Origin of the sequence: Microbacterium jejuense (assembly GCF_039544225.1) — a bacterium.
Taxonomy (GTDB): Bacteria; Actinomycetota; Actinomycetes; order Actinomycetales; family Microbacteriaceae; genus Microbacterium; species Microbacterium jejuense.
Genome location: NZ_BAABLG010000001.1, coordinates 356,299 through 372,966, shown reverse-complemented (window position 1 = coordinate 372,966; position 16,668 = coordinate 356,299). Strand labels below are relative to the sequence as shown.

The following is a 16,668-nucleotide window of genomic DNA, read 5'->3' as shown; positions in this document are numbered from 1 at the left end:
AGCCGCGGATCAGGGCTGTACGAGCAGGTACCCGCGGTCGTCGTCGAAGCCGCCGATCACGAGGCCCTCGGCCAGGTGCGCCACGAGCTCGTCGCGCACGCGCACGCGCCAGGCGGCGGCATCCACCGGGGAATCCCGGCGCAGCGCCTCGATGTCGTGCGGGACCGCGACCGACGCGACCACGCGTTCGGTCCCGGGCGTGGGCACCGGCGGCGCGGCGAGCGCCCACGACACCATGATGCGGTCGGTCTCGTCGCCGCGGTTGACGCCGTCGTCCATCGGCCCGTAGTGGTTCACGAGGTACTCGGTCGCGCGCGTGCCGAGCACGCGCAGGTTGAAGTGCGCGTTGCGCGCGACGAGCGGGTCGAAGGTCCACGTGATGTGCCCCACCTCGCGCGCCAGGGCCCACTCGCGCTGGTGCTGCTTGAGCAGGCGTCCGAGTCCGTGCGACTGGTGCGACGGCAGCACGCCGGTGATGTGGCTGTGCATCGAGCGGGTGGCGGGGGCCGCGAAGAACGCGACGGATGCCCCGACCATGTTCTCCCCGTCGTACAGGCCCACCGCGTAATTGCCGGAGTGCGCGAGCGCGCGCAGCAGGTTCGGCGGCATGCCGCCCCGGTCGCCGCCCCACACTTCGGCGAGCACCACCGACGCGCGGTGGACCTCGCCGACCGTGTCGAGCGGGCGGATGTCGACGCCGGGCGGCGTGGCGGTCTCGGCCATGCCTCCAGTGTGCACCCGCCGGTGTCCACCCGCGAGGCGCCGCCGGAGCCGGTGTCTGCGAGCGCCGATAGCCTGAAGGGATGGGCGCGGGTGAGGACGACGAGAGAAGACGACTGACCCGGATGCCCCGCCAGGGCGCCATCGTGGCGGTGCTCGCGATCGCCGGACTCGCCTCGTCGTTCATGTTCACGCTGGTCGTGCCGATCCAGTCGAAGCTCCCCGAGCTGCTGAACGCCAGCCGCGAAGACACCGCCTGGGTCGTGACGTCCACCCTGCTGGCCGCGGCCGTCATGACGCCGATCGCCGGCCGCCTGGGCGACATGTACGGCAAGCGGCGCATCGTGCTCGTGCTGCTGGCGGTCATGGTGGTCGGCTCCGTCATCGCCGCGGCATCCCCCGGCATCGTGGGCGTGATCATCGGGCGCACCCTGCAGGGCGCCGTGACCGGCGTGATCCCGCTCGGCATCTCGATCCTGCGCGACGTGCTGCACGAGGACCGCGTCGACGGCGCCATCGCGCTCATCAGCGCCACGCTCGGCGTCGGCGGCGCCCTGGGGCTCCCGATCAGCGCGCTCATCACTGAGCGCAGCGACTGGCATGTGCTGTTCTGGGTCGCCGCCGCGCTCGGCGTCATCGTGTTCGCGCTCGTGCTGTGGATCGTGCCGGTCAGCGCGCTGCGCACCGGCGGCCGGTTCGACTACCTCGGCACCGCCGGCCTCGCGATCGGCCTCATCGGGGTGCTGCTGGCGGTCTCGCGCGGCAACGAGTGGGGCTGGGGCTCGCCCGCGGTGCTCGTGTGCGGCCTCGGCGGCATCGCCGTGCTGCTGGTGTGGGGCTGGTACGAGCTGCGCACGAGCGACCCGCTCCTGGATCTGCGGGTCGCCGCGCGTCGCCCGGTGCTGCTCACCAACCTCGCGTCGATCGCATTCGGATTCTCGCTGTTCGCGTCGAACGTCATGTACCCGCAGCTGCTCGAGCTGCCGGTCTCGGTGGGCGGCTTCGGACTGTCGCTCGTCGCCGCGAGCCTCGTCGTGATGCCCGCGGGCCTGGTCATGATGGTGCTCTCGCCCTTCTCGGGCCGGCTCGCCCGCACGGTCGGCCCCAAGCTGCTGCTCGTGCTCGGCGCGATCGCCCTCGTCGTCACGTACGGCTTCACGCTCGTGTTCGCGAGCGAGGTGTGGCAGATCCTCCTGGCCAACATCGGCATCGGGTTCGGCATCGGCTTCGGCTACGCCGCCATGCCGATGCTCATCATGCGCTCGGTGCCGCAGTCCGAGACCGGCGCCTCGAACGGCCTGAACGCGCTGTTCCGCTCGCTCGGCACGAGCACGGCGGCCGCCGTCGTCGGCGCGGTGCTCGCGACCTTCGTGGTCGACCTCGACGGCACCCCCGTGCCTGGCCCCTCGGCGTTCCAGCTGTCGTTCCTGCTCGGCGGCGCCGCGGCGGTCATCGCGCTGGTGGTGGCGCTGTTCATCCCGCGCCGGCATGCGCCCCAGGAGCGGCATCCCTCGCTCCCGGAGTGACCGTCCCGTCAGCCGCCCGGCCTCAGCAGCGCGAGTCGTGCCGAATCGGGCGCCAGGCGCTCGGCGACGGCGACCGCCGACAGGATCGCGCTCTCGTGCGAGTCGGCGTCGGCGGTGTACAGCCCTGCGAGCGAGATGCCGTGCGCTCCCTGCAGCGGCCGCAGGCGTCGCTGCGCGTCGAAGTACGCCGTGTCGATGAGTCCGTGCCGGTACGTCGCGGTCGCGTACAGCGGCTGCGGAAGCTCGGCGTCGTAGGTCACCCAGCTCTTGAAGACCGGGATGCCGCGGCCGGGGCTCCAGATCGACAGCTGGCTGTGCGCGCCGTCGGTGCGCACGTTGACGACCGACCACGCAGACCGGTCGCGCGGCATGAGCCGGGTGTCGCCGTGGATCGCGATCGTGGTGTCGAAGTAGCCGAAGCGGGCGAGCTGGGCACGCATCGCGGCGGTCTCGGGCACCCCCGCGAGCAGGTCGTGCGCCGCGCTCGCGTCGCACGCGAACACGACATGGTCGAAGCGATGCCGCTCCCCTGCCGCCGTGACCCTCAACGAGCCGTCAGGGTCCCGGGTCACGGAGTCGACCGGTGCGCCCGCGTGCAGGCTCGCGCGCTGCAGGGAGGCGACCAGGGCGTCGACGTAGACGCGCAGGCCGCCGGGGATCTCGCTCTGCTCCGGCGGTGTGATGCCCTTCGGCAGGTTGGCCCCCAGGTAGTACAGGGCGTTGTACGCCGCGAACCCGCGGAAGTCGGCGAGGTCGACGCACCAGAACGCGAGCAGCAGCGGAAAGAGGAACTCGTCGACGAACCGCCTCGGCAGCCGGCGCCGCTCGACGTACTCCGAGATCGTCATCGTGGTGTCGTGCGCGGCGAGGAAGACCGGGATGCCCGACACGAACGACCGGAAGCGCAGCATGTCGACGATCGCACGCGGCGTGAGCGAGGCCCACACGGGGCGCCACCCCCGCACCGGCGGCATCGCGACGGGCCGGGAGCCGTCGTCGCGGGCGATGGTGAGCGTCGCGGGGTAGGAGGTGCGCGGCACATCGAGCGCGTCGAGCAGCCGGGTGAACGTCGCGTACGCGGCGGTGCGCGCGAAGAACTGGAACCCGGCGTCGACGCTGAGCGTGCGCCCGGCCACCTCGATGTCGATCGTGTGCGCATGACCGCCGAGGCGATCGTCCTTCTCGAACAGCGTGACGTCGTGATGCTGCTCCAGCAGCCACGCCGTCGACAGGCCCGCCGCCCCTCCGCCGATGATGCCGATCCGCATTCCCGCACCGTACTCCCGGCGTGCGCCCGCGAACCGCCGACGCGGCGCGGGGGCTATCGCGCAGCTGCGGGTCGTCGCTAGCCTGACGTCATCCGGGGGGCGACGGGAGCGAACGCATGGACGGGCGTGATCAGGGATTTCAGGGTGACGAGGGCGACTCCGGGGCAGGGCGCGCGCCCGAGCAGGACCCCGTCGGCCCACCCGACGGCGCCGTAGCGGCGGCGACCCCGGTCTCGGCCGCGGCGGCATCGGCCGCCACGTCGCTCGCCGCCGACGACGGCTCCGACCACGACACCCGCTTCTTCGGGCAGCCGTGGGCACTGGCGCACATCTTCGGCGTCGAGATGTGGGAGCGGTTCAGCTTCTACGGCATGCAGGGCATCCTGCTCATCTACATGTACTACTCGGTCGCCGAGGGCGGCCTCGGGATCGACCAGGCCACCGCGACGGGCATCGTCGGCGCCTACGGCGGCACCGTGTACCTGTCGACGATCCTCGGCGCGTGGGTGGCCGACCGCCTGCTCGGCTCGGAGCGCGTGCTGTTCTTCAGCGCGTGGGTCATCATGGCGGGGCACATCGCGCTGGCGCTGCTGCCGAACGTGTGGGGGCTCGGCGTGGGCCTGGTCCTCGTGGCCGTCGGCTCGGGCGGGCTCAAGGCGAATGCGACAGCCGTGGTCGGCACCCTGTACTCGCCGAAGGACGCCCGGCGCGACGCCGGCTTCTCGCTGTTCTACCTCGGCATCAACCTCGGCGCGTTCCTCGGCCCGATCGTGACGGGTGCGCTGCAGAGCAGCCTCGGCTTCCACTGGGGCTTCGCCGCCGCCGCCGTCGGCATGGCCCTCGGGCTCATCCAGTACTCGTTCGGCCGCAAGCAGCTGCCCGCGGCATCCCGCGTCGTCGCCAACCCGCTCCCCGCGAACCGTCGCGGTCTCATGATCGGCGTCGCCGCCGCCGGGCTCGCCCTCATCGTCGTGCTCGTGCTGACCGGCGTCATCCGCGCCGACAACCTCGCCGGCGTGGTGATCCTTGTCACTCTGGCGGCGGCGATCGCGTACTTCGCGGTCATCATCGGCTCGCGCCAGATCAGCGGCGACGCGCGCTCGCGCGTGATCGGCTTCATTCCGCTGTTCATCGTGAACGTCGGCTTCTGGTCGCTGTATCAGCAGCAGTTCACGGTGCTGACGATCTACTCCGACGAGCGCCTCAACCGGATGATCTTCGGCTGGGAGATGCCCATCCCGTGGGTCAACTCGATCAACCCGGTCTTCGTGATCATCCTGTCGGGCGTCTTCGCGGTGATCTGGACGAAGCTCGGCGATCGCGCTCCGTCCGCCCCGGTGAAGTTCTCGCTCGGCGCGATGATCATGGGCGTGGCGTTCCTGCTGTTCCTGCCGTGGGCCAACGGCGCTCCCAACTCGACGCCGCTGCTGGCGATCGTGCTGATCCTGTTCGTGTTCACCGTGGCCGAGCTGTTCATCTCGCCCCCGGGCCTCTCGGTGACGACGAAGCTCGCACCGGAGCGCTTCCACACGCAGATGGTGGCGCTGTACTTCCTGTCGATCGCCCTCGGCACCGCGATCGCCGGCTGGCTCGCGCAGTTCTACGACCCGAAGAACGAGATCCCGTACTTCACGATCCTCGGCGGTATCGCGATCGTCCTCGGCCTCGCGCTGCTCGCGTCGGTGAAGCCGGTGCTCAAGCTCATGCGCGGCGTGCGCTGACGACGGATGGATGCCGGCGCCCGGTGCCCCGGGCGCCGGCACCCTTTCACCGCCGCCGTGATGCCAGCACCGCGCCGACCGCGGTGAGCACGGCGGCCAGCAGCACGGCCACACCCGACACGGCGGGGTTCGCCGTGGGCCCGAAGGCGGCGGTGAGCTGACCGCCCGCCCACGAGCCGGCAGCGATCCCGACGTTGAACAGCACGATGATCGCGGCGCTCGCGAGGTCGCGCAGCCGGTCCGACGCCGCCCGCATGAGCGCCGTCTGGATGAGCGGGAAGACCGCGCCGGTCGCCGCGCCCCACAGCGCGAGCGCGATCACCACGACCTCGATCCGCCCGGGGAACAGCGCGAGCGCGGCGAACGCCAGCGCGAAGACGACCAGGGTCGCCGTGAGCGCCGCACGCGGGAACCGGTCGGCCAGGATCCCCGCGACCGCGACGCCCGCCATCCCCGCGGCCCCGAAGACGAACAGCACGACGCTCGCCCACGTGTCGGCCACTCCGGCGGCGTCCGCCAGGTACGGGCGGATGTAGACGAACGACAGGAACTGCGCGAGCCCGATGAGCAGCCCCGCGATCCCGAAGGCGAGCAGCGCTGGGATCGAGCGGTCGTGTCGCAGCGGCGCGCGTGCCCCCGCGGGCAGTGGCTCCACGACCGAGCGCGGCAGCCGGCGCAGCACGACGGCGGCGAGCACCAGCATCCCGATGCCCATCGCGGCGAACGAGAGCCGCCAGCTCGTCACCTGCGCGAGCGCCGTCGCGGCCGGAAGACCCAGGACTGTCGCGGCCGTGCCGCCACCCGTGACGATCGCGAGCCCCTTGCCCAGCTGCGATCCGGCCAGCAGCGACGACGCGTAGACGATGACGATCGCCCAGAACACCCCGTGGGCGGTGGCGGCGACCACCCGCGTGCCGAACGCGAACTCGTAGCTCGGCGCGAAGGCGGTGGCGACGTTGGCCAGGGCGAACACGGCCAGCGCCGCAGCGACCACGACGCGGCGGTCGATCCGACGGGTGGCGCGGGCCAGCGGAAGGCTCGTGGCGATCACGACGACCGCCCACACCGAGACCAGCAGTCCGATCCGCAGCGGGTCGACCCCGAGGTCGGCCGCCATCTCGGGCATGAGCCCGGCGGGCAGCGACTCGGCGGTCACGGTGACGAACACCCCGAGTGAGAGGAGCAGCAGCGCGCCGAGCGGCAAGCGGACGGCGGGGGGCGAAGAGACGGCGGCGGGGGCCGTGGACGTGGTCATGCAGCGAGGCTAAACTTTGACATCAATGTCAATGTCAACCTTTCGGCCGATATGCGACGACACAGGAGGCGGCACCCCATGAAGATCGGCGAACTGTCGGAGCGCACCGGCATCCCGACGCGCATGCTGCGCTACTACGAAGGCCAGGGGCTGCTGTCGTCGGGACGGTCGGCGAACGGCTACCGCGCGTACGACGAGAGCGACGTCGAGCGCGCAGCACGCGCCCGCGGGCTCGTGCAGTCCGGGCTGACCACGCGCCTCGCGAAGGTCGTCCTGGACGCCGAGTCGGCCTGCCGCACGGCCGCCCCGGTGTGCACGCGCGAGCTCGCCGAGATGCTCGCCGCCGAGCTCGCCGTGCTCGATGAGCGCCTCGCGTGCCTGACCCGCAGCCGCGACGCGGTCGCCCGGTTCCTGCAGCTCACCGAGCACGGCGACCTGGTGGATGCCGTGGCCGCGGCGTGACGGCATCCATTCGTCACACCGCGGCATCGACCTCCGGCGGACGTCCGACCAGTTCGTGGCGGAACGCGTAGGCGGTCGCCTCGGCCCGCCCGCGCACCCCGAGCTTGCGGTAGATCGATCCGGTGTGATGCATCGTCGTCTTCGTGGTGATGTGCAGCCGGACCGCGATCTCTTTGTTGGTCAGTCCGTCGGCGAGCAGCTCCAGCACCTCGTGCTCGCGGACGGTGAGCGCGTCGTCCTCGTGGGAATCGACAGCCGGTGCCGACGCGTGGCCTCGCAGCCACGGCACCGCCTCGGCCGCCGCTTCGGCGAGCGACATCATGCCCCCGCCGGCGAGCGCCGCCGCCGAGCGGCGCGCGCCGAGCCGCTCGGCGATGAGCACCCGCGCCCGCTCGAGCTCTCCTCGTGAGGCCGGCGCCATCGAACGCAGCACCCGCTCGCGGTCGGCCTCGACGGCCCCGAGGATGCGGCCGGCGAAGGCGAAGTCGCCGAACGCCACCGCGATGAAGACGGTGTGGATGAGCGAGACCGCCGACAGGTACGACCAGCCCCGCTGAGCGCCGGCCGACAGCCGGAGCGCGCACCAGCGCGCGGCGTCCCCGGGCCGCGCGGCGGCCAGTTCGACGCGCGTCATCACGCCGAGCAGGAACCACTCCCGCACGGCGTCTCGCTCGTCGTGGGCCAGGCGCAGCACATCGGCGAGCGTCGGCACCGCGGCATCGGCGGGCACGCTGCCCGGCGGCACCGTGTGAAGGATGATGGATGCCGTCACGATCGACTGCGGGTCCGCGACCCGCTCGGCATGACGCAGAGCGTCCAGCGCCAGCTCGACCGCCGACGCCACATCACCGGTCGCGTGCCGGCCCGCGGCGATCCACACGTCGAAGCGGGCGGCCCACGTGGCGCGCGCCCGCGCGACGGCGATGCGGCGCCCCTCGACTGCGGAGGCCATCGTGGCGCCCAGGTCGCCGGTCGTGATGCCGACGAGCACCGAGATCATGAGCGCCTGCAGTGCGAGCTCCGGCTCGTCGTCCTGTGGCACGAGAGCGAAGCCGCGCTGCCAGCGCTCGTCGATGGTCTCGGCGAGCGAGACCCCGTCAGGGGTCAGCGCCAGCGCGTACGCGGACCACAGCCAGACGCGCGCCTGCTGCGCGAGGCTCAGGACCGCGACGGCGTCGCTCGCGATGAGGCGCTCCAGCTGCCCGCCGACGAGCGCCCCCTCGGGCTCGCTCTCAAGGACGGCCGCGCAGCCGACGAGCCAGTCCGCCGCACCCTCGTCGCCACTGGCCACGAGACGCTCCGCCTCGGCGGCGAGATCTCGGCGCAGGACGTGCGCCAGCGCGCAGGCGGAGGGCCGGTCGGCCCGCGCCTGCGCGGCCGCAGCGTCGGTGAGCACCTCGCCGAGGTGGCGGCGGTACGCATGACGGACGACCGGCCGCACGCCGCGTTCCTCGATGAACCGCCGCAGGATGGGCAGCATCGCGAACACCGGCTCATCGCGCACCGCGCCGGCGGGCTCGAGCAGCCGCAGGTCCTGCAGGCGCTCCAGCGCGTCGGCGACATCGCCGGCGGGGCGCCCGCTCACGGCCGTCGCGGACGCGAATGCGAACGGACCCGCGAAGCTCGAGAGCGACTCGAGCAGCGTGCGGTCTCGTGCGTCGAGCGCGCCGACGGTCCCCGCCAGAGCCTCACGCACTCCGCCGCGCGACGCATCCGACCGCGCGCTCAGCAGGTCCAGCGCCTCTTCGCCCATCTCGAGTTCGCGCGCCAGGCGCGGGAGCGACAGCGTGCGCACGCGCGCGGCGGCGAGCTCAAGGGCCAGGGGCAGACCGCCGACCAGCCGGCAGATCCGCACGACGTCGTCGACCGTGTGCTCGTCGAGACGGAAGCGCACGTCGCCGCGCGTCGCCCGGTCGACGAACAGCCGCACCGCGGCGCTCGTCGACGCGTCGTCGACGGTCGCCCCCTCGTCGGGCACATCCAGCGGCAGCAGCGCGACCTGGCCGTCCACGCCGTCGACCGAGGTCGCGTGAGCGACGACGATGCGCAGCCGCGGACAACGGTCCAGCAGCATCTCGACCTCGCCGGAGTCGAACACGCCCTCCTCCGCATGATCGAGGACGAGCACGCGGGAACTGTCTCCCACGACGCGGGCCAGCCGCTCCGCCGGGACTCGCGGGGTCCCGCTCGAGGATCCCCCGCCGATGCCGAGACGTCCGGCGACGTCGGCGAACAGTCCGGACGTCGCCGTGGCACCGTCGAGATCGACCCGCCACACGTCTGCGTCCGCGAGCAGCGACGGCGACCGTGAGAACGAAGCCAGCAGCGCGCTCTTGCCGACGCCGGGGCGCCCGGTCACCGCCACGAACCGGCGGCCGTCGTCGAGCAGGCCGCGCAGGCGCGACTGCTCACGTTCACGCCCCAGCAACTCCACGCGTCACCGCCCCGCACGATGCGGCCCGCGGACCGCACCCGGTTCACCCCAGTCGAACATCGGGCATTTGCCCGATGCGCTCAGCGTACGACAGCGGTTCGCTCGATGGGAGGCCACCTGCGCAACCCAGGCCGGTCGCGACAGGGCAGAATCGAACAATGGCCGCCGAACAGCTCAAGCCCGATCACGTCTGCCTCATCGTGCACGGCAGCGACCAGCCGGGAATCGTCGCGGCGGTGTCGGCGATGATCACACGCATCGGCGGCAACATCGTCGCGTTCGACCAGTACTCCGACGACCCGACGGGCGGCGCGTACTTCCAGCGGGTGGTGTTCCACCGGCCTGGCTTCGCCGCCGACCGCCCGCTCATCGAGGCCGAGATCGCGCAGACGCTCAGCGGATTCGAGCTGGAGTGGTCGCTGACCGACCAGTCGGTGCCCAAGCGCATGGCGATCCTCGCGTCCAAGCAGGACCACTGCCTGCTCGACCTGCTGTGGCGGCACCGCCGAGGCGATCTGCCGGTGACGGTTCCGATGGTGATCTCGAACCACACCACCTCGGCCGAGGACGTGCGCTCGTTCGGCGTGCCGTTCTTCCACGTCCCGGGAGTGCCGGGGCCCGACAAGTCGGCGTCCGAGGCGAAGATCCTCGAGCTGCTCAAGGGCAACGTCGACTTCGTCGTGCTGGCCCGCTACATGCAGATCCTGTCGGGCGACTTCCTCGCCGAGCTGGGTGTGCCGGTGATCAACATCCACCACTCGTTCCTGCCGGCCTTCATCGGCGCCGAGCCGTACAAGAAGGCCAAGGAACGGGGCGTCAAACTGATCGGCGCGACCTCGCACTACGTCACCGACGACCTCGACGAGGGCCCGATCATCGAGCAGGACACGGTGCGCGTGACCCACGCAGACTCGGCGTCCGAGCTCGCCCGCCGCGGCGCCGACGTCGAGCGCCAGGTGCTCTCGCGCGCCGTGCTGTGGCACGCGCAGGACCGCGTGCTGCGGCACGGCAACCACACGATCATCTTCTGACCCGTCGGCATCGAGTCGTCGAACACACCGGGGTATGCCGGCCCACCGGGCAGCTCGATGCGGGGATGAGGCACCGCCATCACCGCTGCGGGTGGATGATCGCCTTCATCGAGTTCGGCTCGGTCCTGGCGAGCATGAGGGCTTCGGCGGTGGCGTCGAGCGGGAAGTGATGGGTGACGACGGCTGCGGCATCCACTCGTCCCGACGCGACCAGCGCCATGGCCGTCGGCCAGGTATGCGCGTAGCGGTTGACGAGGGACACCGTGAGTTCGCGCACGTTCAGGCGTGACAGGGGCAGCTCCACCGCCTGCTTGGGCATGCCGACCATCGCCGCCCGGCCGCCGTTGCGCAGCCGCCACAGCCCGTCCGCGAGCGCAGTGGGGGCGCCGGAGCACTCCAGCAGCACATCGAACTCCGGCTCGTGGCTGCCGCCGCCCGCCTGCTCGACCTCGAAGCCGAGCGACGCGGCGAGCTCCAGGCGGTAGGGCGAGATGTCGGCCACGCGGACGCTCGACGCTCCGAACGCGCGCGCCACCTGCGCGGCGAACACGCCGACGGGTCCTGCGCCGGTCACGAGCACGCGGTCGCCCGGCCGCATGCCCGCCCGGCGGCACGCCCAGATGCCGACCGACAGCGGCTCGAGCATCGCGCCCTCGTCGAAGCTCATGCCGTCGGGCATCGGGAACAGGTTGCGCTCGTCCATCGCCATGAACTGCGTCAGCGCCCCGTCGTACGGGGGCGTCGCCAGGAACACCAGATCCGCGCACAGGTGGTAGTTCCCGGCGAGGCAGTCCTCACAGTCGCGGCACGGCGTGCCGGGCTCGATCGCGACCCGGTCGCCGACCTTCACCTGCGTCACCTCGGCGCCGACCTCGACCACCGTCCCCGCGACCTCGTGTCCGAGCACGATCGGGCCGTTCACCACCCAGTCGCCGATATAGCCGACGGTGAAGTACGTGGTGTCGGAGCCGCACACCCCGACGGACTCGATGCGCACCAGCGCCTGCCGCGGGTCGAGCTGCGGCACCGGCCGCTCTTCGATCTCGATCCTCGAAAGCTCCGGCATCACGGCGGTGCGGTTGGCCACGGGCAGACTCCTCTTCGCGTCGTGATCACGTGTCTACACGACGCAGGATCAGAACACGTACTCCATGAGGTCGGTGCCGAGGATGCGGAAGGCCTCGTGTGCCCGCAGCCGGTGCGAGATCGACAGATCGTCGAAGCACACGATGAGCGCGTACGAGACGCCGGCGCGCGGACCCGCGAGCACACCTGCTTCGACCCGGATGCCGGCATCCCGGCCGGTCTTGTTGATGAACAGCAGCCCGTGCTCGTCGTTCTCGTGCGAGAACGGGTCGAGGCCCGTCGCGGAGGCGACGAGCGACAGGTCGTGGTTGAGACTCAGCCACTCGGCGACCTGCGCGCTCACGCCGGGCGAGACGACCTGCGAGTTGACAAGGGCCGCGAACACCTCGGCGAGCTCACGGGCCGAACCCAGCGCGAAGTGCGGGGCGTCGTCGGGCCCGCGCTCGTCGCGGAAGCGGTCGAGCAGCGCCGACCGTGACAGGCCGAGCTGCTCGATCCGGGCGCGCACCGCCGGCAGCCCCACCCGCGCCAGCAGCGCATTGGCGGCCAGTGCATCGCCGGTCGATGCCGTGAGCACGGCGAGGTCGACCAACGGCAGCGCCGGCGCCTTCAGGTGCTGCCACACCCCGGCGACGCCGACCGCGTCGTAGTTCGCCCGGTCGATGATCTCGAGCGGTTCGAGACGCCCCGACTCGAAGGCGGCCGCGACCTCGATCAGCAGCGGCACCACGCCCAGACCCGCAACCGGCAGGGTCACGAAGTCGTCGCCCGAGAGCACGGCGGTGCCGCGGTCGAGGTCGGTGATCCGCACCGAGATCTTGGCGCCCGATGCGGCGAGGTCGTCGAGCGCCTTCAGCGTCGACGCGAACGAACGACGGCCTACCGCCGCTCGCTTCGGCAGTCGTTTTCCGGTGCTTCGTCGCGCCCCCCGCAGCGACTCGGCGTCCTTTCGGGGCTCCATGCCCACGGAGCGTCCTTCCCCAGGTCTCGGTGTGATGCGGTGGCGGCGCCCGTTCGAGCGCGGCGCCGGGGGTAGAGGGTCTGCGGTCACCAGATGGTGACGCGCTGGTCCTCGTCGAGCCAGAGCGCATCCGACTCGGTGACACCGAATGCGTCGTAGAACGCGCCGATGTTGCGGACGATCTGGTTGCACCGGAACTCGTTCGGCGAATGCGGGTCGATCGTCAGCAGGCGGATGGTCTCGGCATCCCGGCCCTTCTGCTGCCAGATCTGCCCCCAGCTGAGGAGCAGACGCTGGATGCCGGTGAACCCGTCGAGCTCGGGCGCCGCGACCGGCTCGCCCTGCTCGTCAGCGCCCAGCGACAGGGCGTAGGCGCGGATCGCGATGCCCAGGCCGCCGAGGTCGCCGATGTTCTCGCCGATGGTGAGCGCCCCGTTGACGTGGTTCTCGTCGGCCAGCCCCTGCGGCACGAGCTCGTCGTACTGCGCGATGAGGCTCTTGGTGCGCTCCTCGAACGCGGCACGGTCGTCGTCGGTCCACCAGTCGCGCAGCGACCCGTCGCCGTCGAAGCGGCTGCCCTGGTCGTCGAAGCCGTGTCCGATCTCGTGGCCGATGACCGCGCCGATGCCGCCGTAGTTCGCGGCCGCGTCGCGGTCGGCGTCGAAGAACGGGTACTGCAGGATCGCCGCGGGGAACACGATCTCGTTCATCAGCGGGTTGTAGTACGCGTTGACGGTCTGCGGCGTCATGAACCACTCGTCGCGGTCGATCGGCTGACCGACCTTGGCGAGCTGGCGGTCGTGCTCCCACACGTGCGCACGGCGCACGTTGCCGACGACGTCCTCGGCGTCGATCTCGAGCGTGGTGTAGTCCTTCCACTTCTCGGGGTACCCGATCTTCGGCGTGAACGCGTCGAGCTTGGCGAGCGCGCGCTCTCGGGTCTCGGGGCTCATCCACTCCAGGTCGGTGATGGACTGGCGGTACGCCTCGATGAGGTTGCCGACGAGCTCGTCCATCGCGACCTTTGCGGCCGGCGGGAAGTGGCGGTCGACGTAGACGCGGCCGATGGCCTCGCCCATCGCCGCCTCGCTGAGGCTCACGCCGCGCTTCCAGCGCTCACGGTTGACCGGCACGCCGGTGAGCTGCGTGCCGTAGAACCCGAAGTTCTCGTTCACGAACTCGTCCGACAGGAACGGCGCCGCCGAGTGCACGGCGGCGAACCGCAGCCACGCCTTCCAGTCCTCGAGGCGGTCCTCGACCAGCAGCGCGCCCAGGCCCTCGAAGAAGCTCGGCTGGTAGACGTTGATCTCGGCGAACGCCTCGGCGTGCTCGGGGGCGACGCCGTCGCGCCACGGCGTGAGGTCGACGCCCACGAGCGCCTGCACCTCGTCCCACGTCTTGAGGTTGTACGTCTTGACGGCGTCGCGGCTGGTCACGTTGTCCCAGTGGTGCGTCGCGAGCTCGGTCTCCAGCGCCACGATGCGGTCCGCGGATGCCTCGGGCTCGGCCACTCCGGCGAGCTCCAGGATGCGGTGCACGTGCGTGCGGAACGCGATGCGCGTCTCCTGGAAGTTCTCGAGCCGGTAGTAGCTCTCGTCGGGGAGCGACAGCCCGCCCTGCAGGAAGAACGGCACGTAGCGCTGCGGGTTGCCCGGGTCGGGCTCGATGTAGAGGTGGATCAGCGCGGCGACGCCGTCGCGCTCGAGCTCGCCGATCGTGCGGAGGAAGCCCGGGATGTCGGCGACGGCGTCGACGCGGGCCAGCGTGTCGCCCAGCGGAGCCGCACCCTGCGCCTCGATGCGCTCGGTGTCCATGAAGCTCGTGTAGAGGTCGCCGATCTTGCGCGCCTCGGTGCCCTCGTCGGCCTGCTGCGACTCCTCGACGATCGCGTGGACGTCCTTCTCGGCCTGCTCCGCGATCAGGTGGAACGACCCCCAGCGCGCCTTGTCTTCGGGGATCTCGGTCCGTTCGATCCACGAGCCGTTGACGTGGCGGAACAGATCATCCTGAGGGCGGATCTCGGCGCTGAGTTCCTCGAGCGCGAGACCGGAGCGGGGGGCGTCGGTCATGCGTTCCAGGTTAGCCGCCCGGCCGAGCACGGGAAGCCGTGGGCCGACACCGTAGCGGGGTCGTTACCCGTCGCCCCTGAGGGGCCGGCCGTGCGCCGGTGGCGCGCTCGGGGCGTCGGCGGCTCGCCCTAGGCTCGGAGGGTGACGAGCGCCCGCGACACCTTGAACCGCGACATCCTGCGGCTCGCCGTGCCTGCGCTCGGCGCGCTGATCGCCGAGCCGCTGTTCCTCATCGTCGACTCTGCGCTGGTCGGCCACCTGGGCGTCGTGCCGCTGGCGGGCCTCGGGATCGCGTCGGCCGTGCTGCAGACGATCGTCGGGCTCATGGTGTTCCTCGCCTACTCGACGACACCCGCCGCCGCCCGCCGGTTCGGCGCCGGCGACCCGTCACGCGCGGTGTCGGTGGGCATCGACGGAATGTGGCTCGCCCTCGGCCTCGGTGCGGTGCTGGCGGTGGTGGGCTACCTCGCGACGCCGTTCCTGGTGACGCTGTTCGGCGCGCCGGCGGAGGTCGCCGAGCAGGCCGAGATCTACCTCGGCATCTCGATGTGGGGGCTGCCTGCGATGCTCGTCGTGTTCGCGGCGACGGGACTGCTGCGCGGCATGCAGGACACCGTGACGCCGCTGTGGATCGCCGGCCTCGGCTTCGGCGCCAACGCGCTCCTGAACTGGTTGTTCATCTACGGCTTCGGCTGGGGCATCGCGGGCTCCGCGTTCGGCACCGTCGTGGCGCAGTGGGGCATGGTGGCCGCGTACGTGGTCGTCGTCGGCCGGCTCGCACGGCGGCATGAGGCATCCGTGCGTCCCCAGCGCGACGGGGTGCGCGGCTCAGCGAGGTCGGGCGGCTGGCTGTTCCTGCGCACGGTGTCGCTGCGCGTGGCCCTGCTCGCGACGGTGGGCGTGGCGACCGGTCTCGGGACGGACGAGCTGGCCGGCTGGCAGGTGGCGTTCACGATCTTCTCGACCGCCGCATTCGCGCTCGACGCCCTCGCGATCGCCGCGCAGGCGCTCGTCGGCAAGGGGCTCGGCGCCGAGGATCCGCACACGGTACGCCGCGTGCTCGGCCGCACCGTGGCCTGGGGCGCGTGGTTCGGCATCATCACCGGGGTCCTGATCGGCGTCCTGTCGGGCGTGATCGGACTGCTCTTCACCGGGGATGCCGCGATCGCCGCCCTCGTGCAGCCCGCGCTCATCGTGCTGGCGATCGCGCAGCCGGTGTGCGGCGTGGTCTTCGTGCTCGACGGCGTGCTCATCGGCGCCGGCGACGCCCGGTACCTCGCGATCGTGGGGGTGCTGAACCTGGTGCCGTTCGTGCCGGCGCTCGTGATCATCGCGATGGTGCAGCCGACAGGAGCGGCCGGACTCGCATGGCTCGCGGTCGCGTTCTTCGGCGTCTACATGCTGGCGCGCCTGCTCACCCTCGGCTGGCGGGTGCGCGGCTCGACCTGGATGACCGTCGGCGCCTGAGGCGGCTCATGCCCAGCGGCGGCACCACTCGTACATCACGACGGCGGCGGCCGCGCTCGCATTGATGGAGCGTGTCGAGCCGTACTGCTCGATCTCGACGGTGGTGGATGCCGCTGCCAGCGCCTCGGGCGAGAGCCCCGGACCTTCCTGCCCGAACAGCAGCACGCACGCCTGGGGCAGGTCGGCCGCCGGCAGCGCCACCGAACCGTCGACGTTGTCGATCGCGATGACCGGGAGGGATGCCGCAGCCGCCCACTCCGCGAAGGCCTCGACGGTCTCGTGGTGCCGCACGTGCTGATAGCGATCGGTGACCATCGCACCGCGGCGGTTCCAGCGGCGCTTGCCGATGATGTGCACCTCGGCCGCGAGGAACGCGTTGGCGCTGCGCACGATCGAGCCGATGTTCATGTCGTGCTGCCAGTTCTCGATCGCGACGTGGAAGCCGTGCCGGCGCTCGTCGAGGTCGGCGACGATGGCGTCCATCGTCCAGTACCGGTAACCGTCGACGACGTTGCGGGCATCGCCGTGCGCGAGCAGCTCGCGGTCGAAGCGCGGGTCATCGGGCCACGCCTCGGGCCCCCCGGGCCATGGCCCGACTCCCACCGGCAGCGTGGGCTCGGGCTGTTCCGCGTGCGGCGCGGGCCGGTCGGGTGACGTCACCGGCCCAG

At 71.6% G+C, this 16,668-nt stretch carries 13 protein-coding genes; 5 read left to right on the top strand and 8 right to left on the bottom strand.

Going from position 1 to position 16,668, the window contains the following annotated elements; genetic code table 11:
* Positions 1-9: 9 nt before the first annotated feature.
* Positions 10-723 (bottom strand): GNAT family N-acetyltransferase, encoded by a 714-nt coding sequence (locus ABEA46_RS01675; protein ID WP_345542585.1) that lies wholly within the window; start codon positions 721-723, stop codon positions 10-12.
* 122 nt (positions 724-845) lie between these two features.
* Between ABEA46_RS01675 and ABEA46_RS01670 the strand changes: the two genes are divergently transcribed.
* Positions 846-2,246, top strand: a complete 1,401-nt coding sequence (locus ABEA46_RS01670; protein WP_345542745.1) for an MFS transporter — start codon at positions 846-848, stop codon at positions 2,244-2,246.
* Positions 2,247-2,254: 8 nt separating this feature from the next.
* Here the strand turns inward: ABEA46_RS01670 and ABEA46_RS01665 are convergent, their stop codons facing one another.
* Positions 2,255-3,514: an FAD-dependent oxidoreductase gene (locus tag ABEA46_RS01665; protein ID WP_345542584.1), complete on the bottom strand. Its 1,260-nt coding sequence runs from the start codon at positions 3,512-3,514 to the stop codon at positions 2,255-2,257.
* Between the two features lie 116 nt (positions 3,515-3,630).
* Between ABEA46_RS01665 and ABEA46_RS01660 the strand changes: the two genes are divergently transcribed.
* Positions 3,631-5,235 (top strand): peptide MFS transporter, encoded by a 1,605-nt coding sequence (locus ABEA46_RS01660; RefSeq protein WP_345542583.1) that lies wholly within the window; start codon positions 3,631-3,633, stop codon positions 5,233-5,235.
* Between the two features lie 46 nt (positions 5,236-5,281).
* On the opposite strand, the gene ABEA46_RS01655 is transcribed toward ABEA46_RS01660, so the two are convergent.
* Positions 5,282-6,490: an MFS transporter gene (locus tag ABEA46_RS01655; protein ID WP_345542582.1), complete on the bottom strand. Its 1,209-nt coding sequence runs from the start codon at positions 6,488-6,490 to the stop codon at positions 5,282-5,284.
* 78 nt (positions 6,491-6,568) lie between these two features.
* Here ABEA46_RS01655 and ABEA46_RS01650 point away from each other — a divergent pair, with 78 nt between their 5' ends.
* Positions 6,569-6,952 carry a MerR family transcriptional regulator gene (locus ABEA46_RS01650; protein ID WP_345542581.1) on the top strand — a complete coding sequence of 128 codons (384 nt, stop codon included), beginning with the start codon at positions 6,569-6,571 and terminating at the stop codon, positions 6,950-6,952.
* Positions 6,953-6,965: 13 nt separating this feature from the next.
* Here the strand turns inward: ABEA46_RS01650 and ABEA46_RS01645 are convergent, their stop codons facing one another.
* On the bottom strand, positions 6,966-9,386 hold the full coding sequence (locus tag ABEA46_RS01645; protein ID WP_345542580.1) for a LuxR C-terminal-related transcriptional regulator: 2,421 nt from the start codon (positions 9,384-9,386) through the stop codon (positions 6,966-6,968).
* Positions 9,387-9,544: 158 nt separating this feature from the next.
* Between ABEA46_RS01645 and purU the strand changes: the two genes are divergently transcribed.
* Positions 9,545-10,417 carry a formyltetrahydrofolate deformylase gene (gene purU, locus ABEA46_RS01640; RefSeq protein WP_345542579.1) on the top strand — a complete coding sequence of 291 codons (873 nt, stop codon included), beginning with the start codon at positions 9,545-9,547 and terminating at the stop codon, positions 10,415-10,417.
* 79 nt (positions 10,418-10,496) lie between these two features.
* On the opposite strand, the gene ABEA46_RS01635 is transcribed toward purU, so the two are convergent.
* The 3 genes from ABEA46_RS01635 to ABEA46_RS01625 form a co-directional block, all read right to left on the bottom strand.
* Positions 10,497-11,504, bottom strand: a complete 1,008-nt coding sequence (locus tag ABEA46_RS01635; RefSeq protein WP_345542578.1) for an NAD(P)-dependent alcohol dehydrogenase — start codon at positions 11,502-11,504, stop codon at positions 10,497-10,499.
* A 48-nt stretch (positions 11,505-11,552) separates the two neighbouring features.
* A complete protein-coding gene (locus ABEA46_RS01630) occupies positions 11,553-12,464 on the bottom strand; it encodes a serine hydrolase (protein WP_345542577.1) in 912 nt (303 codons plus the stop codon).
* A gap of 86 nt (positions 12,465-12,550) precedes the next feature.
* The gene (locus ABEA46_RS01625; RefSeq protein WP_345542575.1) at positions 12,551-14,533 is read right to left on the bottom strand and encodes a M13 family metallopeptidase; all 1,983 of its coding nucleotides are present in this window, start codon (positions 14,531-14,533) and stop codon (positions 12,551-12,553) included.
* Positions 14,534-14,674: 141 nt separating this feature from the next.
* Here ABEA46_RS01625 and ABEA46_RS01620 point away from each other — a divergent pair, with 141 nt between their 5' ends.
* Positions 14,675-16,000, top strand: a complete 1,326-nt coding sequence (locus ABEA46_RS01620; RefSeq protein ID WP_345542574.1) for an MATE family efflux transporter — start codon at positions 14,675-14,677, stop codon at positions 15,998-16,000.
* 6 nt (positions 16,001-16,006) lie between these two features.
* Here ABEA46_RS01620 and ABEA46_RS01615 read toward each other — a convergent pair whose 3' ends face one another.
* A complete protein-coding gene (locus ABEA46_RS01615) occupies positions 16,007-16,660 on the bottom strand; it encodes a TrmH family RNA methyltransferase (RefSeq protein ID WP_345542573.1) in 654 nt (217 codons plus the stop codon).
* Positions 16,661-16,668: the final 8 nt, after the last annotated feature.

Coding starts and splice junctions, on each gene's coding strand:
- purU (WP_345542579.1), top strand. CDS start 9,545: ATGGCCGCCGAACAGCTCAAGCCCGATCACGTCTGCCTCATCGTGCAC.
- ABEA46_RS01630 (WP_345542577.1), bottom strand. CDS start 12,464: ATGGAGCCCCGAAAGGACGCCGAGTCGCTGCGGGGGGCGCGACGAAGC.
- ABEA46_RS01660 (WP_345542583.1), top strand. CDS start 3,631: ATGGACGGGCGTGATCAGGGATTTCAGGGTGACGAGGGCGACTCCGGG.
- ABEA46_RS01650 (WP_345542581.1), top strand. CDS start 6,569: ATGAAGATCGGCGAACTGTCGGAGCGCACCGGCATCCCGACGCGCATG.
- ABEA46_RS01675 (WP_345542585.1), bottom strand. CDS start 723: ATGGCCGAGACCGCCACGCCGCCCGGCGTCGACATCCGCCCGCTCGAC.
- ABEA46_RS01625 (WP_345542575.1), bottom strand. CDS start 14,533: ATGACCGACGCCCCCCGCTCCGGTCTCGCGCTCGAGGAACTCAGCGCC.
- ABEA46_RS01665 (WP_345542584.1), bottom strand. CDS start 3,514: ATGCGGATCGGCATCATCGGCGGAGGGGCGGCGGGCCTGTCGACGGCG.
- ABEA46_RS01655 (WP_345542582.1), bottom strand. CDS start 6,490: ATGACCACGTCCACGGCCCCCGCCGCCGTCTCTTCGCCCCCCGCCGTC.
- ABEA46_RS01670 (WP_345542745.1), top strand. CDS start 846: ATGCCCCGCCAGGGCGCCATCGTGGCGGTGCTCGCGATCGCCGGACTC.